Raw genomic sequence first — 26107 nt, 5'->3', positions numbered from 1 at the left:
TAGGGTTGATAAGGAAATACGAGAGAGTTAGAATGTTAAGTTTAGTTGACAAATTTCCATTTTAACTTGATAGAAAAGGTGTTTAGTGTTTAGTATACTATAGCTACAAGTTAACTTGGATTTTAGGAAAGGCTGGTGATAGTTATGTCATTAGGCGAAAAATTATTATATTTACGTAAAAAGAAAGGTTTATCTCAGGAGGATGTTGCAGAGAAATTAGGTGTATCTCGACAAACGGTAAGTAAATGGGAGACCGACCAAACGGTTCCTGAACTTATTAAAGCAAAATTACTAAGTCAACTTTATAATGTAAGTTATGATTATCTTATTAGTGGAAGCCATATTAGTGGTGATGTTACTGGCATTGAAATGATAGTTGATGAAATTGACTGGACAGGTGCGTGGAGTAAAAAGTATCCAATTTTGGCTTCATATCAAGGGATAAAAGGAATATATACTTATAGTGAGAAAATATCTGAGTTATATGATGCTTTTAAAATTGAGTTTGGGTTTGATGACGTAAATACTGTTTTAGTTTTAAAAGATATTCTTTACCAAAAGTATAAAATGGCAAAAAAGAAAAACAACCAGTAAGAACGTAATTTGTGGTAAATTTAATATTAACAAGGTGTATTAGTATATTTTGTAATAAAAATTAATTAAATTGCAATGTCAGTATATAGGTATAAGCATATATTGTTAATGAAGTATTATTTAAAGGGAGAAAATATGTTATCTAAGGAGAAGTTTATTAAACAATCGCTAGAATTAAATCTATTCTTTTTAAGAATAATGAAGGAGCATCTAGTTTTTGTTGGTGCATCGTTAATGCCTAGATCTCAAAATTACCTTCATTATGCAGATATGTTAAAGGAACAACTAGATGGATTGCTTAGAAAGACTATAAAATTATCTAGTGGAATTATCGATCCAAACATTGGTAATACAGGAGAAATAATTACAAACTATACACTAGAAGCAGAAAGAGCTACAGAATTTTACACTGGAATTAATATCAATACAAATACAACTGAAATGGAATTATCTTTAGGAGATTATCAAAATAGTAAAACTCTAGATGGTTTATCAGAAGAAGTATTTTATTTAAATAAAGAGATTATTCCTGTAGTAAATGAAACAGCTAAGTTAAAAAATAAAATAAAAGTAAATGTATTAAAGTGCAAGATGTTTACAGGTTCTTATCCACTTTTAGTGGATCATATTTTAAGAGAAGCAATGTTCTATCTTAGAATGTTAGGAAGGTTACAGGAAAGAGTTGAGATGGACATTAATAAGGAAATGGTTGATCAGGAAGCTTTCTGGAACAGAATTATGGCTGAGCATTCTAAATTTATTAGAGGCTTTTTAGATCCAACAGAAGAGGAATTATTTAATGTTGCTAACAAGTTTGGTAAGCAATTTGATAGATTGACAGAAGAAGCACTTACTATGCACGATAATACAATTTCATTAGCACATATATCCACTGTAACTGAGGAGAGTAGAGAGGCCACTAAAGATATTAGAGATTTCAAGATGAAAGGAACAGAAGGATTATTAAATTGTAAGATTAAGTCCATAATTTTACCACTCTTAGGAGATCATGTTCTAAGAGAAGCAAATCATTATCTAAGATTGCTAAATAATTACAAAACAAAAACATATTCTTCATATAGATAAAATTGATATAAGAATAAATGGGTTTCTAAAATACTGTGAAATTTAGTGATGAATTTTACGGTATTTTTATTTTTCAATAATTAATTTATAAATAAGCTACCTATAATTTATATGGTATAATTTACATATAATAACCATGCAAAATGGTATTGAATATAGGCGATTAATTTATCATATGCGTTAATAAAGTCAAAGAAAATATTTTAAGTTTGGTATTATAGAAGTTAAATGGATAATTTTACAAAGATCCTTGAAGTGTATTTTAATAAATGATACCCTTATATTATCCCCTATGGGGGGATGATATAAGGAGGGATAGAATGAATTGGGTAAAGAAAAATAAAGATAATATTATTACTATATTTTTATTATCAATTCCTGTAATAGTAGAAAATATTCTTCAAACACTACTGGGAACGGTAGATACCTACTTTGCAGGACAGATTAATGATAGTGCAATTGCAGCAATTAGTGTAACTAATTTAATTGTTAATGTGTTCATTGCTTTTTATACTGCTATAAGTATAGGAACTAACGCAATTATTTCAAGAAATGTTGGGAGATGTGATTTTGAGGAAGCCAATGCGACCATAAAACAATCCAATATATTAGGTATCATAATAGGAATATTGGTTGGAGCAGTCAATTTAATATTTTATAAACCGATATTAATGATTTCAGGTGCTTCAAATGAAATATTAAGTTATACAGTACCATATTATATGGTTGTTGCAGTACCATCAGTACTCCTTTGCTTATCACTTATTCTATCAAGTTGTTTAAGAGCAACTAAAGATACTAGTACACCAATGATAGCAACGGGTGTTGCTAATATATTAAACATAATTTTAAATTATATTTTTATGAGATTAGGATTAGGAATTCTAGGGTTAGGTTTAGCTACAACTATCTCACGTATAGTAAATGTTTTAATTCTTTTATTAAAACTAGTAAATGGTAGTGTTATCAAGCTTGATTTGACAAATATAAAGATTAAAAAAGATATAATAAAATCCATAATGAGAATTGGAATACCAGCTGGAATTGAAAAATTAGTTATGAGATTAGGTCAATTAGTATACAATAGCATGATTATTTCTATTGGTATATCAGCATATGTAGCCCATAATATAGCAGGCAATATTGAAAGCTATTCCTATATACCTGCAATGGGTTTGGGGGTTGCTACAGCTACTCTTGTTGGTATAAGTCTTGGTGAAGATAATACTAATAAAGCTAAAAATATTGTTTTTTTATCGGATTTCATTGCAACTATTTTTATGATTTGTATTGGAATTATATTTTTTATATTTGCCCCACAATTTGCAATGATTTTTACAGATGCAAAAGAAATACAAGAAATGGTTATAAGAGTATTAAGGTTGATTGCGTTATTTCAGCCATTTGCAGCAATTACCCAAGTATTTACCAGCGCGTTGCAAGGTGCTGGAGATACAAAATTTCCAATGTATGCAACACTAATAGGAATTTGGTGTGGGAGAGTAATAGTTGGATATTTACTAGGAGTAACATTTGGGCTGGGATTATTGGGAGTATGGCTTGGGTATGCTTTAGATATTACAATTAGAGGTATTATTTTGCTAAAACGTTTCTTAAATGGAAAATGGCAGAAAATTAACATATAATTAAAATAAAACAAAAGGAGATAAATTTATGAGTGATGAAAATGGACATAACCATACACATAAAAATACTAAAGCTGTAATAAATAGATTATCAAGAGCTATAGGACATTTAGAGGCAGTGAAAAAGATGGTTGAGGATGAGCGAGATTGCAGTGAAGTATTAGTACAGGTCTCAGCAGTAAAATCTGCAATTAATAATATTGGTAAAATAATTTTACAAGATCATATTGAAAATTGTGTTGTTGATGCTGTAGAAACAGGAGATAAAAAAGTTCTCACAGATTTAAATGATGCAATAGGTAAATTTATTAAGTAAATCCTAAAATATTTTTAATAATACTAATTATAATTAGTTTAAATATCACATGTTCTAAAAGGAATGTGTGATATTTTTTCATTTAATAACCAAGCTATATTACAATTCAAACATTGAAATGTAAATAGTTGATGTTGGAAACAGAATAGTAGAAATTAGAAGAATGTGATATATTTTGGGACTTTCATTAAAATTATATGTTATAATTTTCTTAAAGAATTATTTGTAATTAATTTAAATATATAGTAATTATTCAAAAATAGATATGTTAAGGAGATTTATATTATGAAGGCAGAATTATATGAAAAAATTTTGGAAACTGAATTGAAATATATAAAATGTTTTTCAGATTATGCTGAACTGAAGAAATCAATCATTTTCACAGACAAAAAACTACTTGATATGTACATGCATAATTTCACTTTTCTTAAAGAGTCAATGGAGATGGGGGAACTAAGAAGCTTTATTGAAAATAAGCTTGGTGAAATGCAAAAGTCAAATAATGAACATTTACATATCATGATGGATTATAGTGTGAAATGGGATGAGTTAAAAAACTTGATTCAAGAGCCTGAGATTACAGAATACTGTTTTATGGCTATAGAGCCAAAAGATTTTAAGAAATTAAAAGTAAAAGATGATTGCATAGCTTTAAAAGCAGATACTCTTGAAATACTTGATGCTGGATACAAAGCTGATGTACAGGCCAATAAGGCAGCTATGGGAGAAGAGTTTGCTATAAAAAGAAGCAAAAGAAAGATGGAGGTATATAAGGAAAATCCTGATTTGAACCTTTATGTTTGCTACAAGGGAAAGGAACCTATAGGTAAGTGTGAGCTTTTCATAAAAGATGGCATTGCAAAGATTGAGGATTTTGATATTATTGAGGAATTTCAAAAACAAGGATATGGCACTTCTATGTTGCATAAATTGCTAGAAGAATCTCTTAATGCAGGAGCTGATATAGCATACTTAATAACAGACAATTTCGATACAGCAAAGGATATGTATAAAAAATGTGGATTCTCAATATGCGGTATTAAGACATCTATATTATTTATAAGGTAGTTATAGATTATAACATGAATTAAAGTAGATAGTTGGGGAGGAAATATGAATATGATTAACATTGTAAAGGCAGAATTAACAGATTCTAAAGTTATAACTGAAATTAAGAAATTTGCATATAATGATGAAACAAGTAGATTTGGACCAGGAAGGGATGGTGGTCCTCCAGGATATGATTCAGAAGAAGAAACACGAAGACTTATTAAAAACTATTTATGCTATAAGATTATCCTTGATAATGATATAATTGGATTCTTTTGGCTACACGGAGTAGAACAAGAGTTTTATGAATTGGAAGATCTATGTATTCATCCGAAATATCATAATAAAGGTTTTGGATTTAAGACTATGAGTCTAATGGAAGAAATGCATCCGCAGATAAAAAGATGGATATTGGGAACTCCTTATTATAGTGTAAGAAATCAATATTTATATGAAAAAGCTGGTTATAAAAAAACTGGACAATCAGAAGATGGATTTCTGTTCTTTTATGAAAAGTTAATTTGTTAAACTATAAAGTTGTATATCAAAGATGATTTAATATGAACTTCTAAAACATTACTAATAATATTTTAATAATGGTTAATGAAGCTTTGAAGATATTAACTAAGTTTTGATTTAGGCAAATAGGAGTAAAGATTATGAAAGAAAAAATAAAAAAACTTTTAGGTGCAAATATGGACATAGATTTAACAAGTAATGACAAGGTTGATTGGAAGCAAAGTCGTTGTCCTTGGAATGAAAAAGAAGGTTCTAATACACATAAATGTGCAGTGAAAAATACTTCAATATGTGAATATTTTTGTGGTATTGAGTATCTCGATACAGTAATTTGTTGTTTTCCTAATGAAAATCCAAATAGATGATATATACATTTAACTATGTCTAAATCCTTGGAACATTGGGATAAAATTACAATTGAGAGATGATAATGGGAGATATATTTTTCTTTGAAAATTAATGATTGATATCCGTTATAAATGTATAGGGGGGAATATGTGTGATAGAAAAAATCAATTCAGAGATTATTAAAAGTGAAAATGACATACTTGATATGTTAGATAATTTAGTAGAGAAACGGGATAATGAGTGGTGGAGCAATTTTTATTCTTATAAGGAAAAAGCAATTCCATTCTTTAAAAATATTCCTGATGAAAACCTTGCTTCATATTTTGAGTTAGATTTATTAAAACAAGGAAAAGCACTTGATATAGGATGTGGAAATGGTAGAAATTCATTATATCTTGCACACAAAGGGTTTGAAGTTTATGGAATTGATTTTTCAAAAACATCTATTGAATGGGGAAAACAATTGGCGAAAGAACAATCTATAGAAGTGAATTTTTTATGCCAATCAATATTTGACTTTAAATGTGAACCAGAGAGTTTTGATTTTATCTATGATTCAGGATGTTTTCATCATATAAAACCTCATAGGAGAAATCAATACCTAAGTGCTGTTTTAAAACTTTTAAAGCCAGATGGATATTTTTCCATGAACTGTTTTAATTTAAACGGAGGTGCAAATATATCTGATTATGATGTGTATAGAGATTATTCAATGCATGGTGGACTTGGATTTTCTGAGTATAAGCTAAAAACAATTTTAAAACTACACTTCAATATACTTGAATTTAGAGAGATGAAAGAGATCGAAAATGACAATATATTTGGAAAATCTTTTATGTGGACAACATTATTGAAGAAAAAATAAAATGTAAATATCTTTATATTTATATAGTGAAAATTTTAAATTAAGTTGATGACAATTTATGGTGTGTCAGATTACAAATTTGAGGGGGAGAAATATGAATTTTATCGTATCTACCGGAGAAGTTGATAATGTAATTAATATTATGAAAGAAGTCGCTTCTTGGGGACGCTCTGTTGGATTAAATGTATGGAAGGATGAACACCTTACAAAAGAAAAATTAATGGTAAATGTTATGGAAGAAGATTTTTGTGTGGGAAAAGTTTCAGGAGCTAATGCATGTTGTATGATATTGCAATGGAGTGATACTTTCTTTTGGCCAAATTCAAAGGAAAATGAAGCTGGATATATACATAAACTGTGCGTGAGAAGAGAGTATGCAGGACTGGGTCTACTAGGCAAAATGGTTAAATTTGCAATAGAAGAATGTAAAAAAAGAAATATTAAATACTTAAGATTAGATACAGGATGGACTAATAAGAAATTATGTAATCTTTATAAGAGTCTAGGATTTGAGATAGTTGATAAATTCTTATTAGATAATGGTGGAGCATTTGCATTATTTGAGATGAAAATAGAATAAATAAGCTAACCTATTAATAGGAAGTATCATACTGCCATAGAAATATTATCCACATAATAGGAGGTGAAAGGTTTGAGAGATTACTTTATGAAAACAGAGCGTATAGGTTTCTCAAATTGGTCAGATTGCGACTTTACACTAGCACATCAGCTTTGGGGAGAAAAGGATGTTACTAAATTTATTTGTGCTACAGGGGAATTTACAGAAAATGATATTCACAATCGTTTAAATATTGAAATTTGTAATGGCAAGGGTTTTCATGTTCAATATTGGCCTATATTTGAAATAACAACAGGAGAACTGATTGGCTGCTGTGGTGCACGCCCATTTAAATCTAAACAACACTCATATGAAATTGGTTTTCATCTTCGTAAAAGATACTGGGGTCAAGGTTATGCCCATGAAGCAGCAAAAGCAGTAATCAATTATTGTTTTTCTAAATTAAATGCAGACAAGCTTTTTGCAGGACATCACCCACATAATGTTGGATCTAAAAAACTTTTAGTATGCTTAGATTTTCATTATATAGGAGATAATTTCTATGAACCAACAGGACTGTATCATCCATCATATGAAATGACTAATCTAAGATTATAATCATAACGTGTAGTAAGCTAAGTCCACTAGTGAAGAACTCTATTGAAGGAAGGGAGAAATATCAATGGAGAATTATAATAGCACAAAAATACTTTGGGACAATATATTTAAAGCAGTAATACCAAATAAATATGAAAATGCAGATTTGGGACAAGCAGATTTAAATGAAGCTTTAAAGTGGTTAAGTAGTGGAACAAATAGCATTGTAGATTATATGGATGTGGAAGTGGGGCATTACACACTTAGACAATGATTTATTACTTGAAACAACAGGATTATACTTGTGGAATTTAGAAACAGAAAAATGGTGTAGTATATTGGAAAAATATTTTCATATATATCTTAAAAAGGATATTTACTATAATCAACATGAACAGTATAATAGATTATTTTTATTAGTAAACAAATAGTATAAATTTTAAATATAAGGAGTGGTAATAAAATATGCATAACCTTATAAATGCTATTCCGTTATATAATTTCTTAAAATATTGTAATAACAATTCCTCTGAGAAAATTATATTAGACTGTGGTGCTGGTGGTTCTAATCCACCTCTTTCTTTGTTTTATGAATTTGGATATGAAACTTATGGAATTGAAATATCTGAAGAACAATTAGAAAAGGCAAGAGCATTTTGTATAGAACAAGATAAAGATTTAAATATCATATTTGGTGATATGAGAAAAATACCTTTTGAAAATGAGTTTTTTAGTTTTTTGTATTCTTATAATACATCTGTTCATATGAAAAAAGAAGATTTCTCACTTGCTTTATCAGAATTTTATAGAGTGTTAAAACCTGGAGGACTATGCTATGTGAATTTTTTAGGTAAAGAGTGTGATACTTATGGCATAGGAAAAGAAATTGGTGAAGGGGAGTTTTTACAAATTGAAGATAATGATGAAGTGATCTATTGTCATTATAAGGATAACGAAATTGAGCAAGCCCTTACAAAATTTGAAGTTATATATAAGGAAAAGAAATCAGTAAAAAGAAATATCGATGATAGAGAAAATACATCAGTTTATCTTGAATATATACTAGTGAAAAAGTAATTGAATAAGATTAGTTGTATAATTGGGGGGATGAATCAATGATTGAAATTAGACAATTAAAGGAATCTGACATGCAGCAGGCCTTAGAATTAAAGATTTTGTGCTGGACGGAAGAGTTGGCAGGTAAGGCTGAAAACACCCTTTCAGTTTCTCAAGAATTAGACTTCTGGGTAGAGTGGATGCATACAGGGAAAGAAAATAATGATGTTCGCTTGTTAATTGGAGCATTTGAAAATGACAAGATGCTTGGAGTAGCCTTTAGCAGTTTTGCGGAAACCTTTGATATACCTGAAAAAGGTATAGAGTTAAATGGGATTTGGGTATATCCTGACCAGCGAAATAGGGGGATTTCTCTCATGATGATTATTTATACATTGAGTTTCTACATGTCTATGGGTATGGAAAAGATTGTTATCTATAACCATCATTATGCAGCATCAAATCAGTTTTATCACAAATTTTGTGGACAAGTTGCCAAACAAGAATATCAGATGGAGGGTAAACTTTTGGTGGATGTATTCTTAATAGACATATTATCAATGAAAAGCAGAATGGAGCAATCTCTAAAGAAATATATAGGAGAATATGCCTATGGAAATTAAAAAAATTAAAGCTGAGAATATTGAGCAAGTAAGGGAGCTACACGTATATTGTACAGGCCGTCAGTGGACTGATACTAAACCAGCAAAGGATGAATTATCATTTTATACTCCTGATGAAATATTAGGAATGTTTGATGAAGAGAAACTAGTAGCTATGATAAGGAACTATACATTTAATCAGTCAGTGAGAGGTGTAATTAAGAAGATGGGAGGGGTTTCCCATGTGGCTACTTTTCCTGAATATCGTTTGCAGGGATATGTAAAGGACTTGATAAAATCAGCATTTATAGATATGAAAGAAAAAAATCAATCTATTAGTTTATTACATCCTTTTAAAGAAAGTTTTTATAATTCTTTTGGGTATGTGGGTACAAATGACAATTTGCTAGTTAAAATTTCTTTAGATGGATTTTTTCATTATTTAAAAGATGTATCAAAAATAAATGGTGAATGGGAAGAGAAAAGAGTAAGAGCTATTGAGGTGCAAGAGGAATTTGAAGCATTTAAATTTGAACTTGATTTGTTGGAGCATCATGGACTTGTTTTTCTCAATAATATGTCCAAGGAGTATTGGATAGAAGATCATGGTGGTGTAATTGTAGTATTTATAAAGAAAAATAATAAAACTATGGCAGCAGCAAAGTATATTAAAATAGGATCAGGAGAAAATGGAAAAATTTTTGTGGCAGAAATGTATTGGAAAGACATAGAAAGCAGAGTGATGTTATTCAGATATTTTGCAAAGCACAAAGACCAATTTTCACATATAGAATTAAGAGTTCCATATGGTACTAATTTTTGGACATGGTTGAATGATCCAATGAGGCCTTTTGAAGTAAAGATTAACAATAATCCATGGATGGTAAGAATTATTGATGCAGTAGAAGCAATGAATGATATTAATGTAGCTTTAGAAGGTAATATTATTTTAGAATTATATGATGAACATTGTCAGTGGAATAATGGTATTTATAAGTTAGAAGCTGTGAATAAGAAACTAAAAATGAGCAAATATGAGAGTAAAAAACCAGATGTAAAGATGGACATAAAAGGGCTTACCGCACTATTGTATGGTGCATACTCTGTAGAAGAGCTTGAATTTAAGGAATGGATTATACTATCAGATTCAAAGTTTAAAATAATATTAGACCATTGGTTTCCTAGAAAGTTTCTTTATAATCCATATTATTTTTAATGGTGTAGTTTGTAATAATGATTTTTAAAAGATATAACATGGAATTTGATAATTGTAGTATAAGTATTGTTAAATGTGATGAGATAAGCAATACGATAGCTGTGAAATGCATTAATGATACAGGGCACTTGGAGGAAATAGGAGAGTAGAAGGTTAGGAAGATGCTTTCGCAAAATATATCACTAATCTTATATAAACTGTTGAGCATGTACTTTAATATTATTGTTAACGAACGCCATTTGCATAAGTAAGAATCTAAATCTTTGATTTAGTTATTCGAACTCAGTTCTTCTAATTTATTAGAAGAACCTCCTAGAACATTTATTACTTAGGATTTATGAATGGTAAAATCGTAAAGCAACGCAACTTGTTTGAGTGAATACGAGTTGTTGTGTTGTAGATTTTAACTTGAATAAATCCTTTTAGTAAATCAATGCTTCGAAACGGCTGAACAGCAATAATATAAGTACAAGCTCAACATTTACTTAGATTAGCTTATTTTGCGAAGGCCCCTCATACTTTCATAAAAATATAATCATTTAAGTGTTCAATACTATTAGAACTCCTTCTAATGATTTTTACGTCTATTTTTATTGGAAGATGCTATAGAAGCTATGATAATAAAAATAGATATATTTACAAGGTTAATGTAGAAATCTATACTGCTACCACTTAGGTTATATTCATCAACATATATTCCTCCTTGCCATATACTTAAATTTGATATAAGTACTAAGAATAGAGAATTTACTATAATAATAAAGGAATTAATGGCTTTACCTCTATATTTCATAAGTATCATATATAATAAGTTGAAAATAAGAAATGCTAAACATGCATATGAAAATGCCCCCAAAAGATCCAAAATGTTATCCTCCTAAAATAAATATTTAAGTATATAAAAGAATTATGTAGTTTATACATAGTTCTCACTTACTATAGAAATTCCTTGTTCGATTCTAGATTTGCTCTGAGAAATATAGTTTTTCATCCATTGACTCATGTTAGAAAAACCAGTGCTACGACATATACCTATATAGACGATAAGTTCTCTTAGTTGAAGAAATAGAGGTATTTGTTTTAGCCAATATTCATCTATATGATTTTCTTTAAGGTAACCATCCATAAAGCTTTTCATAAAAATACAACTTTGAGCTTGTCTTTCATCCATGCTATCATCTAAGAATACATAAGTAATATAAAACAATTGAATAGCTATATCTTCAATAAACCAACTATATTGACACTCATCAAAATCAAATATATTAATATCTTTATTATCTAGGAAAAAATTTCCAACATTAATATCTCCGTGAATAATTCCAAAGGAATCAGAATCCTTACAGAGCTTATTTATTCTATTCACTATATCATCATAACTTTCAAAAATCTTGAACTGATCAGCAGAAATATATTTCTTTATGTTTTGCAGATAGTAATTATGTGACCAATCAGGTCTCTTAATTTCTTTTGATGAAGGTATGTACTTCTTAGATAAAAAATGCATTTTCCCTGTTAATCTACCACATTTCTCAAATAAATCTTTATTACTAATGCATTCAGGATATCCAATCTTTCTTCCAGTAGCTTTTTCAAAAGAAGTAGCTGTAAAGTACGATCCTCCTATATGGATTTTTTCTGATAAATTACCAGAGATAGAGTAGATGGGCTTTGAAGCTGACACTCCACTATTAATTAAATATAAAACCCAGTCAAGTTCACCTTTTATAAGGTTATCGCTTCTATGTGAGCTATGAGTAAATCTTAAAATATAAGATTTCTCCTGCTTTTTATATTCATAAACATAGTTTTGAAAACCTCCAATTAAATTTAGTGTAGACATATCTATATTAAACTTTCTTGCCGCTTCTCCTAAAATTTGATTATTAAATAATTTCTCAATTTCTCTATCCAATTCTTCCACTTCCTTATTAAAATAAATATAATTCTGAGTTTAAATTTTAGACCAATTTATATAGCATGATTTGAGGTCATAATACGTCAATGTATACATATCTGGTAATCAAAAAATATATAGTTGTACAATAGTATAAGAATATTTTACTATAATTAACTTAAATGGTGTATATTTTAAGAGGAAAATTTAATATAATTTCATGTGGTATTATAACTCCATTATGCTAATAAAAAATGATATTCATGGAGATAATTAGCTTTTAATTTGAACATATGTTATAATATGGTAAAACAAGGTTGTGCTTATTAAATATTGTGTAGCATTGGGGGAGTTAAAATGAAAATAAAATCACATACGAAACTTAATTTATATTCCTTTATATCTATTGGGATTAGTGCAGTTATATATTTTATATTTATGATCATGGATATATTTTATCTACCTAAAGATAATGAGTTACTTTTACTAATCACCATATCATTAATTTTAGTAATTAGTATTATTGGAATGATATATAGCATTTTAAGTTCAAAATCACTAAGAGAAAGAGAGATTAGTAATATATGTGTTCCTAAAGTGGATTTATTTTTAACAATCGCTGCCCTAATTATAAATGTTGGTATTGTAGTTTTAACCCTACCAGCGCTTATTATTACTATAAAATTTATGTATTTTTAAGTGAAATATATTTGTATGTAGGTTATAAAATTTTTGAGTTTGATATCTTGTACTAATTATTTATAAAGGAGGATAAGTAAATGAGCATACAACTTAGAAAGAGGTTAATTAACCAAATAGAAAGACCATTTCAATTTAAAATCAGTGACCTAGTTTTAGAAGGAGCAGAGTTAGAAAGTAAATTAAATACTTATCTATCAATGTTTATAGAGGGAACCTTAGACACTGACCTTTCTGGTAAAAAACCAGATAAGTTTATTGAAAATCTTAGGAATAATATTTTGGGAGATTTTTCGAAACGATATATTATAACTGCACAATGTAAGGATGATGTAATAGGTATTTTAATAGCTTTACCTGGAAGTGTGAATGAGATGCATATTTATTCACTGCATGTTGCACCAGATCATAGAAATAAAGGAGTTGCTTCTACACTATTAGCTACCTGTGTAAATGATATGCATAAAAAGAATATAGAAGATATTATTATAGATGTACATATAGACAATAAACCTGCTTATGATCTATATAAAAAATTTGGATTTATTGAAGTTGAGAATATAATTTAATAAAGGAATAATGTTAAGTATATTAAAGCCATAGATATTAATAATTAAATTAAATAAAAAATAATAATGAATATTTAGAAAATATGCTATAATAGAAATATTAAAAACAGAATAATTATAATTTAGTTTTAATAGTGGTAACAATTATCTAAAGAACGGAGGAAGGCTTTTGATATACATTACAGAACCTGGATTTGAACCGAAGCATATAAATCCATTTACAGATGAAAGATATACTGATGATTGGATTGTATTTTGCTTAACTAATTCTAAGAATTATGAAATAACCAATGGAAGAGGCAATTCATCTGTATATACTTTAAAGGTAAGTAAAAAGTGTAAGCAGTGGGAATTTAATCTTATGGATTTTATAGAATATGAAAATAGCTATTGTAAGAATATGATTTTGTCGGTAGATGAGGAAGACTTAATTAAAGCAAAGGAAGAATATGAGAATCATCATTATAATGAAGCTTTTTTAAGGGGAAATGAACCTAGGGTTCTTATTCATAGTACCACAATGGAGAATTGGGAAAAAATTAAAAGCGATGGATGTTTAAAGTCGTGGAATATACTAAAAAAAGAAGGTAGCAACTACAAGGACAAGCCTATAGGTGAGCTTCTTGGTGATCCAAAGGACTATAGTGATTATATTATGTTTTCTAATGGGAATGTTTCAAGTGAAGTCGTTGTATTATCCAAGGAAAATAATAAAATTATTATGGATGAGAAAATGAAATATAAAACAGGTGCAAGGTTATATTTTGATATTGAAAAAATAGCTAAAGATGGATTATTAGTTCGTGATGGTTGTCATCTAAAGGTAAAGGGCATGTTACCCCTAGATAAATATCTAATCTGGACTGCTACATGGGAAAATCTTAATCTAGAAAATAAATATTCTACACCTGAGAACTTTACAAAAATAGCAAATGAAACCTTCAATTCTCTCTTTGGAGATGCACTTATTAAATAAAAGTTTATATATTAAAAAAGGAGAGAAGTAAATTTGTGTTTACACAAACTTACTTACTCTCCTTCATATTTTAAAGGATTAAAAAATTCTTTGTTTTTAACATTTCTTCATAAATTCTTCAATTTCTTCGACAGTTTTTATAATCTCATCAGACAAGACTTTACATCCATTTTTAGTTATAACTACATCATCCTCAATTCTTATTCCTATGCCTTCTTGGGATAAATATAGGCCAGGTTCTACTGTAATTACCATGCCTTCTTCAAAAGGCGCATCATAATCTTCTACATCATGGGTATCTAGTCCTAAATGATGACTTACTTGATGATAGTAATAATTAGACAATTCATTTTCATCCTTTATTATACCAAGGTCAATTAATCCCTCTGTTAAAGCTTTTTTTGTAACCTCATTTATTGACTGAAAAGTATGACCTGGTTTAAGAGCTTTTATAGTTTCAAGTTCAGCATTTAATACTATATTGTATATTTGTTTTTGTCTTTCGGTAAACTTACCGTTAACAGGAAAGGTTCTAGTTATATCTCCATGATAATAATTCCATGCTGCACCTACATCACATAAAACCAAAGAGTTATCATTAATTTCGCAATTATTATCTTCATAATGGAGAATTGTTCCATTTTTTCCACTGGCAATTATACTTGGAAAGGCAAAATCTTTCACACCATTGTTTTTTAATGAAAAATCGAAATAGGACTCAAGTTGATATTCCGTAATATTAGGTTTAGCATTTTTCATCATCGCTTCTATTCCTAATTTAGTTTTCTCTATAGCAGATTTAATTTCTTTAATTTCCTCTTTTTCTTTGCACATTCTTAGAATGGATAACTTAGGATATACGTTGTGTATAAATACCTGAGAGTATCTTTCCTTTAAATCTTTGGCAAAGCAACCATTAGTAGTTAAATCATCTTCATAGGCATCTTTTTCTAAATCTAAATATATATGGACTAAATTTTTAGTTGATATTAAACTATTTAAATCTGTTTTAAAGTCATCTATAAATCTAATATCATTTATTCCAGATATTTTTTTAGCATCCTCAACATTAATACTCTTACCTACCCACTTAGCTCTTTTTTCATCAAATTTTCTGATATAAAGTCTTTCTTCTATATTCCCATTTCTATCTTTAATAACTACAAGATTTATATGCTCTTCATCAACTCCACACAGGTAATAGAAATTTCTATTTGGTGTGAACTTATAATTATAGTCATTTGATTTCTTCGGTGCTTTTCCAGCAAACATTATTAATATGGATCCATTAGCTAATTCCATTGATAACTTTAGCCTATTCTTCTTGAAAAAATCTTTATTCATTTCAAACAACCCCTTCATTAAGTAATAGATAATAGTTAAGTTCAAGGCACATTAAATTTTTTATAAAAGATGTTTATATAATAATATTAACCTAATTTCAGTTTATAGTAAATGATTACATAAGTGAAAATATAGAAACTTATTCATGGATAAAAATAATTTTTTTTCTTAAAGATATCTTTAATATACATATGTATGGTAAAATATTACCCATAAGTAAAAAATGAAATAATTAGTTTTTATATTCCTTATAATTGTTATATTGGAGGTGAATAAATGGCAAAGATTAGAGAAATTACTTGTGATGTAGCGTGTAATAAATTAAAAAGAAAAATACCCTTTGCCTGGGATTTAAACATATATCGAGGTTGTGAACATGGTTGTAAATATTGTTATGCTATGTATTCACATCAATATTTAGATTCAGATAAATATTTTGAAGACATATATGTAAAAACTAATGTGGTTGAACAATTGGAAAAACAACTGAGTAGTCCTTCGTGGAAAAGGGAAGTTGTTAATATTGGAGGGGTAACAGATAGCTATCAACCAGTAGAAGAACAGTATAAACTAATGCCGGATATATTAAGACTTATGATAAAGTATAAAACACCATGCATTATTTCAACTAAATCAGATTTAATTTTAAGAGATTATGATTTAATAGATGATCTTTCTAGGGTTACCTATGTAAATATAGCAGCTACAATTACATCTATGGATGAAAATATACGAAAATTAATTGAACCAAATGGAGTAGAATCTTTAAAACGATTTGCAATGTTAAAGGAATTTAGTAAAACCAATGCATCTACTGGACTTCATTTTATGCCTATTATTCCATATATAACAGATACTTTTGAAAATATAAATTCTCTATATTTTCATGCTAAAGAATGTGATGTGGATTACGTTCTACCAGGAACTCTTTATTTAAGAGGTAGTACAAGAAAAGTATTTTTAGATTTCATAAAGAAAGAATTTCCAAAGATATATGATGACCTACTATTATTATATAAAACTGGTGGAGCAAATAAGGAATATAAAAATAATTTATATAAAACAGTAAATGCTTTGAGAGAAAAATATGGTTTATCAAGTAGTTATTCCAAACCAATGAAAGAAAAGTTAAATCAAGAATGCCATACTCAATTATCAATTTTTGATTGAAATTGGAAAATATAATACAAATGGCAAATTGGAAAATATTTAAAGTGTAGAAAGGTATTATAATTATGATGAAGATAAAAAATCACAATGAACTTATAATTAGAAAAGCAACAGTTGAAGATTCTAATGAAATTGTAATGTTAGTGAAACAAGTAATGGGCGAGGTAAGTTTCTTTCCTAAAGACCCAGACGAATTTGACTTAACAGCTGAAGACGAGGCAGAATATATTAAAAATACATCTTTATTTTTAGTAGCAGAGATAAATGAGAAAATAGTAGGTTCTACCACATTACAAAGGGGTAGAACTAAAAGGACAAGTCATGTTGCAGATTTTGGTATAACAATTTTAAGGGAATACAGTGGGTTAAAAATAGGAACTTTGTTAATGGAAGAGGTTATAAAGTGGTGCAAAGAAAATCAAGTTGAGAAAATTGAATTAGAGGTTTTTGAAGAAAATACACCTGCTATAGCACTTTATAAAAAGTTCGGATTTATTGAAGAGGGAAGAAAAAATAAAAACATAAAAATCAAAGGTGAATACAAAAACACATTGTTACTAGCTAGATTTTTAAAAGAAAATTAAGAGATAAAGTTAAATCGGATATAATAGTAAATAGGAGTAGGTATATTACTAGCAACATATCTATTCCTATTTTTAATGTATAATGATTATTCTTTGAGTTATTTTCTAAATTTTAATGCTACAGAATTTATTAAAGTTTTTGATATTGGTCCAAAGTCACGAGAATCTACGCTATCTAATCTATTATCCCCCATGACAAAGTATCCATCAGGTGGAATCGTAAGGTTTAAATCATCTTTGCTGGATTGACTATAATAGGCATAAGGTTCATCTAGAAGCTGCCCATCAATATATACTTTGTTTTCCTTGATTTTTATATTTTCATTAGGGAGTGCTATAACACGCTTAAGTAAGTTATAACTACCTTCATTATCAGCTTTAATAGAAACTAAATCTCCACGCTTAATTTTTTTCAAATCAGATTTAATAAGAAGTAGTTTGGAATCATCTGATAAAGTTTTTTCCATAGATTTCCCAGAAACAGTTGAATAGTATATACCTATTTTAAAAACTAAAAGTCCGCCTTGTAGGATAAAAGCAATAGATAATAAAATAACTATTAATAGGAATTCTGGTTTAGGTATAGACTTTCGTTGTAACCACTCCTTCATATGAAAAACCTCCAACATTGAATTATAAACATAATTACTACTCCTAATAAATAGGCCGTAGGAATAGCAACTAATAAACATTTACCTAAGTCTAGGAAAGAATATCTTTTCAAAACAAGCACATCCTTCTATATAATATTTTTATTAAATAGTAGATATATATTAAAACCTGACCAGATGCATTATCAAATTATCTCTATACTGACCTTCATGAAATTCTCTTTTTTTAAGGATTTTTATAGCCTTGAATCCACATCTTTCATAACATTTAATAACACATTTATTCAGCCTAAGATTTAATGAGGGTTAAGTCTATTATACTATTATTTACCATATTGGAATATATATTGATTTAAAATATTTTTTTATATTTAGGGAAATAGATTAAGAAAAATACTTACTGATAAGAATAGATAATTATTATGAATATACATAAATAGAAAAAATTTGTAATAAACTTTAAGGTTTTGTATAATAAAGAAAATAAATAATTGTAAAGATTAACAATGATAAGGATTAAAATTCAAAAAATATTAGAGATAATATAAAAATTGTCTAATATATTTATAAAAGGGAGTAATTATATGATTAAGATACGAAGGTATGGAAGCCAACCATATAATATAGCAGTTATTCACGGAGGACCTGGTGCTCCAGGGGGAATGGCTCCAGTAGCAAAAGAATTGTCAATGAAATATGGAGTTCTTGAACCTATGCAATCAGCAAATTCTATTGATGGACAAGTTTCTGAACTTAAAGAATTGCTTGAAAATAATGGACAATTTCCAGTAACACTAATTGGTCATTCATGGGGAGCATGGTTAAGTTATATTTTTGCATGGAAATATCCAGAGTTAGTAAGTAAGGTTATACTTATAGGAAGTGGATCCTATGAAGATATTTATCTTTCATCAATGAATAGTAAAAGAGCTAACAGACTTACAGAAGAAGAAAACTTAAGAGTTGGTACATTATTTCAATTATTAAATGAACATAATAATCCAAACAAAAAAGAAGTATTGCGTGAATTTGGAGAATTAATGGCAAAGGCGGATTCCTATAGTCCAATTTCTATTGAAAATGAATCTCTAGATTTCCAACCAGAAGTTTTTCAAAGTTGTATGGAAGAAATTAATAAATTAAGAAGCAATGGAGAACTTTTGGATTTTGGAAAGAATATAAAATGTCCTGTAATTGCTATACATGGTGAATATGATTCTCATTCTTTTGAAGGTGTTGAAAAGCCACTGACAAGAACCATAAAGGATTTTAAATTCATATTATTAAAGAAATGTGGACATAACCCTTGGAATGAAGTTTATAGTAAAGATAAATTCTATGAAATAATCTTCAGAGAGTTAGAATCAAGATAGATGAGGATAAAGTTAAGGCAAAAGCACTAACTTAAGGAGAAGATTAAAATGATAAGGAATGTTTATGAGCAGTGCCCTATATTAAAAAATCATTTGACTGCATTAAAACAGACAACAATTAAAGATGCAGAGGAATTGCTAAAGTGTTATTCAGATAAAGAGGCTGTGAAATTGTTTAATTCTGATAACTGTAATGGTGATGATTTCTATTATACAACAGTTGAAAGAATGGAGGAGGCAATTAAATTTTGGACTTTTTCCTATGAGAATAAATACTTTGTGAGATGGACGATAATTTTGAATGATACAAATGAAAGAATTGGAACTATTGAAATGTTTAAAAGAGAAGCAGAAGATGAGTTTAACCATTATGAATTATTGAGAATAGATTTGCATAGTAAATATGAAAAACAAAAATATATAGATGATATTTTAGAAATTGTAAATAAGAATTTTTTTGAACTCTTTAATGTTGAGGGAATTCTTACAAAAGCAATTCCAAATGCAACTGAGCGTATTGAGTCATTAAAGAAAAAATATTATGTACCATTAAATAGAAAAATGATGCTATATGATGATTATTTTATAAGGACAAAAGTATAAGTTTAAAATTTAAATAACTTTAAATAGGAGGAAACTATGAGTAAATTATCTGAATTACCTAATATAGGTAAGAAACTAGAAGAACAACTTAAAGAAGTCGGCATAAAAACTGTTGAACAATTAAAAACAGTCGGGAGTAAACAAGCATGGTTAGATATTAAAGCCATAGACGATTCTGCTTGTATCAATAGGTTATGTGCATTAGAGGGAGCAATACAAGAAATCAGATGGCATTCTCTTTCAGAGGAAGTAAAGCGAGATCTAAAAGAATTCTATAATACAGTAAAAAGCTAAGTAAATCTAATATTCCTATAATATCACCAAACAATATATTGGACAATCATCATGAAAATACTCACATAAAACTTCTGAGTGAATAATCTATCAATATAGTTATTTCATTGATGGAGGTAATGAGTGGGATATTATATTAAAGTTGAACCAAATGTGAAAATTTATGTAGAGGATCTTAATCCAGAAGGAAAAAAAACAATTCTATTTTTACATGGTTGGCCTGGTAACCATAATCTGTTTGAATATCAGTTTGACCAATTTCCAAAGTATGGGTATAGATGTATCGGAATAGACACCAGAGGTTTTGGAGATTCTGATAAACCTTATGATGGATATGATTATGATCGTTTATCTGATGATGTTAGATGTGTAGTAGATGCACTAAGTCTTAGAGATTTCACACTAGCAGGGCATTCAACAGGTGGAGCTATAGCTATTAGATATATGGCTCGTCATAAAGGATATGGAGTATCTAAGCTAGTTCTTATATCTGCAGCAGCACCTAGTCTTATTAAGCGTAAAAACTTTCCATATGGATTGGATAGAGAAGAAGTTGTTAAAATTATTGATGGGACATATAATGATAGGCCTAAAATGCTGAGAGATTTCGGAGATATATTTTTCTTTAAATATATATCTGAACCATTTTCTCAGTGGTTTTTTAATCTCGGACTACAGGCAGCTGGATGGGCCACAGCATCTATTGCAAACACGTGGCTAGGTGAGGAAAAATTATTTTCTGATTTAGAGACTATAAGAGTTCCAACATTAATTCTTCATGGCATTCATGATAAAGTGGTTCTATTTGAGTTAGCTGAAATTCAAAATCAGTGTATTAGAAATTCAAAACTTGTACCATTCAAATATAGTGGTCATGGAGTATTTTACGATCAGAAAGAAAAATTTAATGAAGAATTAATGAGATTTGTTGAAGAATAGAAGCTTATAACATAGGAGTATTTAATAAGAAATTAGAATGTTTATCTATAGAATACCGTACTATTCATTTATGTATATACGGTATTTTCTATATGAAATTATTATGGAGGTATAATCATGGATATAAATACTATAAATAAGTTAAAAGAAAACTTTAGGATGAGAAATATAGAGGTTGAATGTTTTGAAGATTTAACTGAAGTTAAGAATCATATATTAAAAATTATACATGAAGAATGTATCATTGGAATTGGTCATTCAGCTACCCTTCAGAAAATGAATATAGTAGAATCACTGATGGACAGAGGAAATATAGTTTATGATAAAGAACTTGGAAAAACTAAGGATGAAACTAAAATGCTGAAAAAGAAAGCTCTTATAACTGATTGGTATATTACTGGTTCTAATGCTGTGACCACTGATGGGAGAATTATCAATGTGGATCATAGTGGAAATAGGGTAGCAGCAATTACTTTTGGACCAGATAAAGTAATTGTAGTTGTAGGTAAAAATAAAATTGTAGACAATGTTGAAGAGGGAATGAAAAGAGTTAAGAACATAGCATGTCCTTTAAATGCAAAAAGAGCAGGTTATAATCCACCCTGTGTAGAAATAAATAGATGTGTAGATTGTAAATCAAAGGAAAGGGTTTGTAATGTTCTTTCCATAATTGAGGGACAAGCGGATAAAAATAGGATGAAATTATTTATAGTTAATGAGGAATGTGGTTTTTAATATGTATTTAACTCAATAGTTACATGAAAGGTAGAGATAAATATGATAATTAGGACGGGTAATTTGAATGAATTAAAGGCTTTATGGAAAAATGAATCTCCCACTAAAGAATATTTCATTAAAGAAATTGAAAAAGATAATATAGAGTTTTGGACAATTGAAAATGAGAAAGATAGCTCGTTAATAGGAGAGCTTTATATATTTTGGAATTCGGAAGATAAGAATGAAGCTAATGGTAAAGACAGAGCTTATCTTTGTGCTTTCAGAATAGAAAAAGGCTTTAGGGGGTTAGGACTTGGGAAGAAGCTCATGGAAAGGGTTCTTCAAAGAGTTGAAGAAAAAGGATTTAAAGAAGTAACAATTGCAGCTGATAACAATGATTTAGAAAGATTAACAGCTATGTATAAATCTTGGGGATTTATTGAATTGGTAAAGTTTCAAAACTACGATTATCATTATATTGATAACAATAATAACCCGACCTACTACGAGATTCCATTTGGATTATACTTAAAAAGATTATAAAAAAAGAAAAAATGGAATAGTATAAATCTTTTTACAATATTAGAATAAGAAAGTATTTACTATATCTTTTAGAAGGGAATACAACTATGAAAATATTAATTATAGGGGCAAGTGGATATTTAGGAAATACAATATATAAGAAACTTAAGAAATGTAATAATGATGATATTTATGGAACTTGTTATAGATTAGGGAATCATGAACTTTTACAAATCAATGTATTGAATAAATTAGATATAGAGAAGTTGCTTTCATTTAAACCTGATATAATTATTTGGAGTATTATTGATGTGGAAAAAGAGATGTCCTTATCTAAAATAGGTATAAATGAGATAGTTACTAATATCTCTAAAGATGTACGTTTAATTTATATTTCTACTACAATTGGAAAAGGAAAGAATCAAACTGAAGATGTAATTACTCATAAACGTATGCCTAATGAATATTTTTCAAAGTATATTAACGGTAAAATTGAAGGCGAAAGTATAGTTAAAAGGCATTCTAATCATGTAATTGTAAGACCAGGGAGTATATATGGTTATGACTATGATGGAAGAATGGATACTAGAATGAAGTCTTTATTGGAAATTTCAAAAACGGGTAGAAGTTATTCAAGAACCGCAAATTTCTATGCAAGTTTTATTAATGTAGAAGATCTAGCAGAGGCTATAATTGAACTTATATATAGCCATTTTAAAGGAACAATAAATATAGCATGCGAAAAACCAGTAAGTCATTATGATTTTAACATACATTTAGCAAAATTGATGAATATTGATAGCAGTTTTATAGTACCTGATTATAAGCGAGAAGATATTTATCATAATATAAGTGGATATAAAAGAAAAAATATTATTAAAACATTTATAAGGGAGATTCAAGATTAATTAGAGGATATATCAATATACCTTGGTTAAATTAGGGGGCATAGTATGGAGTACATGGGAAATAAGGAATATTGGGATGATAAGTTTAAAAATAGAAGTGACAAGCCGTTGAGTGCTGAAAAATCAATAATTGAAAATATAGCATACTTTAAAAAAGGATCTGTTCTTGATATAGCATGTGGAGATGGTAGAAATACTTTATTTTTTCTTGGAGAAGGATTTCAAGTAACAGGAATTGATTTTAGCAATAAAGCACTTGAAAGGTTGAATAGATATGCAAAAATAAATAATTATTTGGTTCATACAAAGCAAATTGATTTAAGTGTAATAAATTCTTTAAAAAATATTGGAACATTTGATAATGTTCTAGTTAACCATTATAGATTAAGCAAGAACCAGCTTGAATATGTGAGAGAATGTATAGCTGATGATGGCATTTTATTTGTATGTGGTTTTGGATGGAAGCATAAAGTAGATACTAAAATTAGAAAAGATGACTTGATTCAGCAAACTGATTTTGAAGATTTAAATAAGTCATTTAAGTTAATTAAATATAGTGAAAGTCAAGATGATAGGGGCTTTATTGTTACGTATATTTTTAAAAAGATAAAATATTAATATATAATGGATGAATAGAGAGAACATATTAGAGAGGATAGGCGTAATAAAATGAAGAATACATGGTTTTGTTATATAAAAATAGATGAAGAAAGTAATTCTGTGTTTACATCAGGAATGACCTTTAAGGACTTTATGAGTGGAATTAAAGAAACACCTAATAACATTCTAGTTTTAAAGGGATTTCCAGATGAGGGCAATTGGAGTCATAAGTTAGGGTTTGAATATATTTTGCAGAATAACATGGAAAGTTTTATAGAAGAAGATGTATATAGTTATGGGGATTTTTGTTGGGTAGATTTTCAATGTGAAGATGATCTTGAGAAAGTTAGTAATGAGGAACTGGCAGAGTTATTGTATTTAGCACATCGAGTTGAACCTTTAAGGAAGTTTACTTTCGATAGTTTACAAAATAGATATGCTTATCTTTGTCATGATGATGATTATATAGTAAAGGTTTATATGAATGATATAAAAGTTTATAAAGAGGTTATTCATCACAAAATTCTTAGTGAGTTAAAGGGAAGAAAAAGAAGTATTGAGCCAGTACCATCAGAGATATTAGATAAACTTTATGATATGTTTAAGGGTGGGGCAGCATTTGATTTTGAGAATGCATATAGTAATGGTGTCAACATATATCCCATTAAAAAAGATGGTTATATTGATGATATACACAAAAGTCTTGATAGAAAGAGAAATATACCTGGATGCGGAATATGCCTTGATTATAATCCTAGAACTAAAAAGTGGATGATATACTAGAAGATCCAGAGGGGAACACTATTGAAATAACAGGAAGATATTTTAAAGAGGTGAAATAAATGTATCTAGAAATGAGGGATAAGGTTAACTTGTATGTAAAGCAATCAGGACAAGGTATTCCGTGTATATTTGTCCATGGTGGACCAGGGGAAGGAAGTCTTGATTTTGAAGTTTTAGGTGGAATTGCATTAGAAGATTTTATGAATATGATATATTTTGACCAAAGAGGAAGTGCAAGATCAGAAGGAGACGAGGAAACTGAGTACTCTATTGATAGACTTGTAGAGGATATGGAGGAAATTAGAAAAAAATTAGGCATATCAAAGTGGATAGTCATGGCTCATTCCTTTGGAGGAATTATTGCAACAAACTATGCTCATAAGTATGGAGAGGCTATAGACAAGCTTATTTTATTAAATGTTACTCTTAGCATGGAAGATTCCTTTAAGAGTCAAATATATCATGGATCAAAATTATTATCTGAAAATGAATTAAAGTCCATAGAGGCTAAATCATATATGGAAAAATGGCAACATATAGTTACTAGACTTATTGAAAAAGATATCTTTTATAAACTTCAATATAAGGAATATGATAATTTTTTAAAATTAAGGGAAGTAAGTAATACAATAGATAGTTTTAATCCATCTATGGCAAATCAAGGACTTAGCAATAAAGAGTATTTAAAGAATTATTTTGATATTACTAAAAAAATAAACATTCCAGTCCTTGTAGTAGCTGGCAATGAAGATTATGCTGTAGGACCAGATCATCATAAAAATTTTATATTTCCTAACATGAAGATTAAAATTATTTCAGGAAAGCACATGTTATATATGGAAAATAAAGAGGAAGTTAAGTCAGTAATTGAAGCATTTATAAAGAGCTAATTTAAGTAGCAAAGACGCTGAAACCCGCATGAACAGAACAACTATTTAAATAGTTAAATAGTTATATAGTTATATAGGTTTATATATGACTATATAACTAGGTTCATATGTTAATATTTATATAGTTTCATATCTATGAGAGGATATGGACACCTTAGTAAAGTTTTAAGTTAT

33 protein-coding genes are annotated in these 26107 nt (G+C 28.6%); 29 read left to right on the top strand and 4 right to left on the bottom strand.

Translation table 11 applies throughout. From position 1 onward, the window contains the following. Positions 1-144 precede the first annotated feature (144 nt). The 14 genes from B3B03_RS17240 (at position 145) to B3B03_RS17175 (ending at position 10454) form a co-directional block, all read left to right on the top strand. Positions 145-594: a helix-turn-helix transcriptional regulator gene (locus B3B03_RS17240; RefSeq protein ID WP_346849017.1), complete on the top strand. Its 450-nt coding sequence runs from the start codon at positions 145-147 to the stop codon at positions 592-594. Positions 595-702: 108 nt separating this feature from the next. After that, entirely contained in the window at positions 703-1680 is a 978-nt protein-coding gene (locus B3B03_RS17235; protein WP_414632269.1) for a DUF2935 domain-containing protein, read from the top strand. Positions 1681-2000: 320 nt separating this feature from the next. Further along, positions 2001-3326 carry an MATE family efflux transporter gene (locus B3B03_RS17230; RefSeq protein ID WP_346877907.1) on the top strand — a complete coding sequence of 442 codons (1326 nt, stop codon included), beginning with the start codon at positions 2001-2003 and terminating at the stop codon, positions 3324-3326. Positions 3327-3354: 28 nt separating this feature from the next. Further along, positions 3355-3642, top strand: a complete 288-nt coding sequence (locus tag B3B03_RS17225) for a metal-sensing transcriptional repressor (protein WP_346877906.1) — start codon at positions 3355-3357, stop codon at positions 3640-3642. Between the two features lie 285 nt (positions 3643-3927). After that, the gene (locus tag B3B03_RS17220) at positions 3928-4710 is read left to right on the top strand and encodes a GNAT family N-acetyltransferase (protein ID WP_346849014.1); all 783 of its coding nucleotides are present in this window, start codon (positions 3928-3930) and stop codon (positions 4708-4710) included. 45 nt (positions 4711-4755) lie between these two features. After that, on the top strand, positions 4756-5220 hold the full coding sequence (locus tag B3B03_RS17215; RefSeq protein WP_346849013.1) for a GNAT family N-acetyltransferase: 465 nt from the start codon (positions 4756-4758) through the stop codon (positions 5218-5220). Positions 5221-5351: 131 nt separating this feature from the next. Next, a complete protein-coding gene (locus tag B3B03_RS17210; protein ID WP_346849012.1) occupies positions 5352-5576 on the top strand; it encodes a hypothetical protein in 225 nt (74 codons plus the stop codon). Between the two features lie 134 nt (positions 5577-5710). Further along, positions 5711-6424, top strand: a complete 714-nt coding sequence (locus B3B03_RS17205) for a class I SAM-dependent methyltransferase (RefSeq protein WP_346877905.1) — start codon at positions 5711-5713, stop codon at positions 6422-6424. 94 nt (positions 6425-6518) lie between these two features. After that, on the top strand, positions 6519-7004 hold the full coding sequence (locus tag B3B03_RS17200) for a GNAT family N-acetyltransferase (RefSeq protein WP_346877904.1): 486 nt from the start codon (positions 6519-6521) through the stop codon (positions 7002-7004). 72 nt (positions 7005-7076) lie between these two features. Continuing rightward, positions 7077-7601 (top strand): GNAT family N-acetyltransferase, encoded by a 525-nt coding sequence (locus B3B03_RS17195; protein WP_346849009.1) that lies wholly within the window; start codon positions 7077-7079, stop codon positions 7599-7601. A 64-nt stretch (positions 7602-7665) separates the two neighbouring features. Then, positions 7666-7854, top strand: coding sequence for a hypothetical protein (locus tag B3B03_RS17190; RefSeq protein WP_346877903.1), 189 nt, complete (start codon positions 7666-7668; stop codon positions 7852-7854). Between the two features lie 191 nt (positions 7855-8045). Continuing rightward, positions 8046-8657, top strand: coding sequence for a class I SAM-dependent methyltransferase (locus B3B03_RS17185; protein WP_346877902.1), 612 nt, complete (start codon positions 8046-8048; stop codon positions 8655-8657). A 38-nt stretch (positions 8658-8695) separates the two neighbouring features. Next, positions 8696-9259 carry a GNAT family N-acetyltransferase gene (locus B3B03_RS17180; protein WP_346849007.1) on the top strand — a complete coding sequence of 188 codons (564 nt, stop codon included), beginning with the start codon at positions 8696-8698 and terminating at the stop codon, positions 9257-9259. Further along, the gene (locus tag B3B03_RS17175; RefSeq protein ID WP_346849006.1) at positions 9249-10454 is read left to right on the top strand and encodes a GNAT family N-acetyltransferase; all 1206 of its coding nucleotides are present in this window, start codon (positions 9249-9251) and stop codon (positions 10452-10454) included. Before B3B03_RS17180 ends, B3B03_RS17175 begins: the two co-directional genes overlap by 11 nt. Before the next feature lie 568 nt (positions 10455-11022). Here the strand turns inward: B3B03_RS17175 and B3B03_RS17170 are convergent. Both B3B03_RS17170 and B3B03_RS17165 read right to left on the bottom strand, forming a co-directional pair. Further along, positions 11023-11319: a hypothetical protein gene (locus B3B03_RS17170; protein ID WP_346877901.1), complete on the bottom strand. Its 297-nt coding sequence runs from the start codon at positions 11317-11319 to the stop codon at positions 11023-11025. A 51-nt stretch (positions 11320-11370) separates the two neighbouring features. Next, on the bottom strand, positions 11371-12369 hold the full coding sequence (locus B3B03_RS17165) for a phosphotransferase enzyme family protein (protein WP_346877900.1): 999 nt from the start codon (positions 12367-12369) through the stop codon (positions 11371-11373). Between the two features lie 339 nt (positions 12370-12708). Between B3B03_RS17165 and B3B03_RS17160 the strand changes: the two genes are divergently transcribed. The 3 genes from B3B03_RS17160 (at position 12709) to B3B03_RS17150 (ending at position 14595) form a co-directional block, all read left to right on the top strand. Then, complete coding sequence (locus tag B3B03_RS17160; protein ID WP_346877899.1) at positions 12709-13050, top strand: hypothetical protein; 342 nt, start codon at positions 12709-12711, stop codon at positions 13048-13050. Between the two features lie 80 nt (positions 13051-13130). Further along, positions 13131-13619, top strand: coding sequence for a GNAT family N-acetyltransferase (locus B3B03_RS17155; RefSeq protein ID WP_346877898.1), 489 nt, complete (start codon positions 13131-13133; stop codon positions 13617-13619). Between the two features lie 169 nt (positions 13620-13788). Next, a complete protein-coding gene (locus tag B3B03_RS17150; RefSeq protein WP_346877897.1) occupies positions 13789-14595 on the top strand; it encodes a hypothetical protein in 807 nt (268 codons plus the stop codon). A gap of 96 nt (positions 14596-14691) precedes the next feature. Here the strand turns inward: B3B03_RS17150 and B3B03_RS17145 are convergent, their stop codons facing one another. Further along, positions 14692-15939: an aminopeptidase P family protein gene (locus B3B03_RS17145; RefSeq protein ID WP_346877896.1), complete on the bottom strand. Its 1248-nt coding sequence runs from the start codon at positions 15937-15939 to the stop codon at positions 14692-14694. 276 nt (positions 15940-16215) lie between these two features. On the opposite strand from B3B03_RS17145, the gene B3B03_RS17140 reads away from it, so the two are divergent. Both B3B03_RS17140 and B3B03_RS17135 read left to right on the top strand, forming a co-directional pair. Beyond that, positions 16216-17109 (top strand): SPL family radical SAM protein, encoded by an 894-nt coding sequence (locus B3B03_RS17140; RefSeq protein ID WP_035131835.1) that lies wholly within the window; start codon positions 16216-16218, stop codon positions 17107-17109. A 65-nt stretch (positions 17110-17174) separates the two neighbouring features. Beyond that, entirely contained in the window at positions 17175-17693 is a 519-nt protein-coding gene (locus B3B03_RS17135; RefSeq protein ID WP_346877895.1) for a GNAT family N-acetyltransferase, read from the top strand. A gap of 98 nt (positions 17694-17791) precedes the next feature. Here the strand turns inward: B3B03_RS17135 and lepB are convergent, their stop codons facing one another. Continuing rightward, on the bottom strand, positions 17792-18304 hold the full coding sequence (gene lepB / locus B3B03_RS17130; protein ID WP_035131837.1) for a signal peptidase I: 513 nt from the start codon (positions 18302-18304) through the stop codon (positions 17792-17794). A 584-nt stretch (positions 18305-18888) separates the two neighbouring features. Here lepB and B3B03_RS17125 point away from each other — a divergent pair. The 10 genes from B3B03_RS17125 (at position 18889) to B3B03_RS17080 (ending at position 25933) form a co-directional block, all read left to right on the top strand. Then, entirely contained in the window at positions 18889-19677 is a 789-nt protein-coding gene (locus B3B03_RS17125; protein WP_346877894.1) for an alpha/beta hydrolase, read from the top strand. Positions 19678-19725: 48 nt separating this feature from the next. Beyond that, positions 19726-20280: a GNAT family N-acetyltransferase gene (locus tag B3B03_RS17120; protein ID WP_346877893.1), complete on the top strand. Its 555-nt coding sequence runs from the start codon at positions 19726-19728 to the stop codon at positions 20278-20280. A gap of 36 nt (positions 20281-20316) precedes the next feature. Then, positions 20317-20574: a TfoX/Sxy family protein gene (locus B3B03_RS17115; protein WP_346877892.1), complete on the top strand. Its 258-nt coding sequence runs from the start codon at positions 20317-20319 to the stop codon at positions 20572-20574. A gap of 123 nt (positions 20575-20697) precedes the next feature. Continuing rightward, positions 20698-21513, top strand: coding sequence for an alpha/beta hydrolase (locus tag B3B03_RS17110; protein WP_346849308.1), 816 nt, complete (start codon positions 20698-20700; stop codon positions 21511-21513). Between the two features lie 117 nt (positions 21514-21630). Then, entirely contained in the window at positions 21631-22248 is a 618-nt protein-coding gene (locus B3B03_RS17105) for a lactate utilization protein (RefSeq protein WP_346877891.1), read from the top strand. 63 nt (positions 22249-22311) lie between these two features. Further along, a complete protein-coding gene (locus B3B03_RS17100) occupies positions 22312-22773 on the top strand; it encodes a GNAT family N-acetyltransferase (RefSeq protein ID WP_346877890.1) in 462 nt (153 codons plus the stop codon). An 86-nt stretch (positions 22774-22859) separates the two neighbouring features. Next, positions 22860-23660 (top strand): sugar nucleotide-binding protein, encoded by an 801-nt coding sequence (locus B3B03_RS17095; RefSeq protein ID WP_346849305.1) that lies wholly within the window; start codon positions 22860-22862, stop codon positions 23658-23660. Positions 23661-23705: 45 nt separating this feature from the next. Further along, on the top strand, positions 23706-24278 hold the full coding sequence (locus B3B03_RS17090; protein ID WP_346877889.1) for a class I SAM-dependent methyltransferase: 573 nt from the start codon (positions 23706-23708) through the stop codon (positions 24276-24278). Positions 24279-24329: 51 nt separating this feature from the next. After that, positions 24330-25043: a hypothetical protein gene (locus B3B03_RS17085; protein WP_346849303.1), complete on the top strand. Its 714-nt coding sequence runs from the start codon at positions 24330-24332 to the stop codon at positions 25041-25043. Between the two features lie 59 nt (positions 25044-25102). Further along, positions 25103-25933, top strand: a complete 831-nt coding sequence (locus tag B3B03_RS17080) for an alpha/beta hydrolase (RefSeq protein WP_346877888.1) — start codon at positions 25103-25105, stop codon at positions 25931-25933. Positions 25934-26107 lie beyond the last annotated feature (174 nt).

The organism is Clostridium sp. UBA5712 (assembly GCF_002419845.1).
Lineage (GTDB): Bacteria > Bacillota > Clostridia > Clostridiales > Clostridiaceae > Clostridium_J > Clostridium_J sulfidigenes.
Note: the sequence above shows the minus strand (reverse complement) of the source record. Positions and strands in the feature narration are given on the sequence as shown.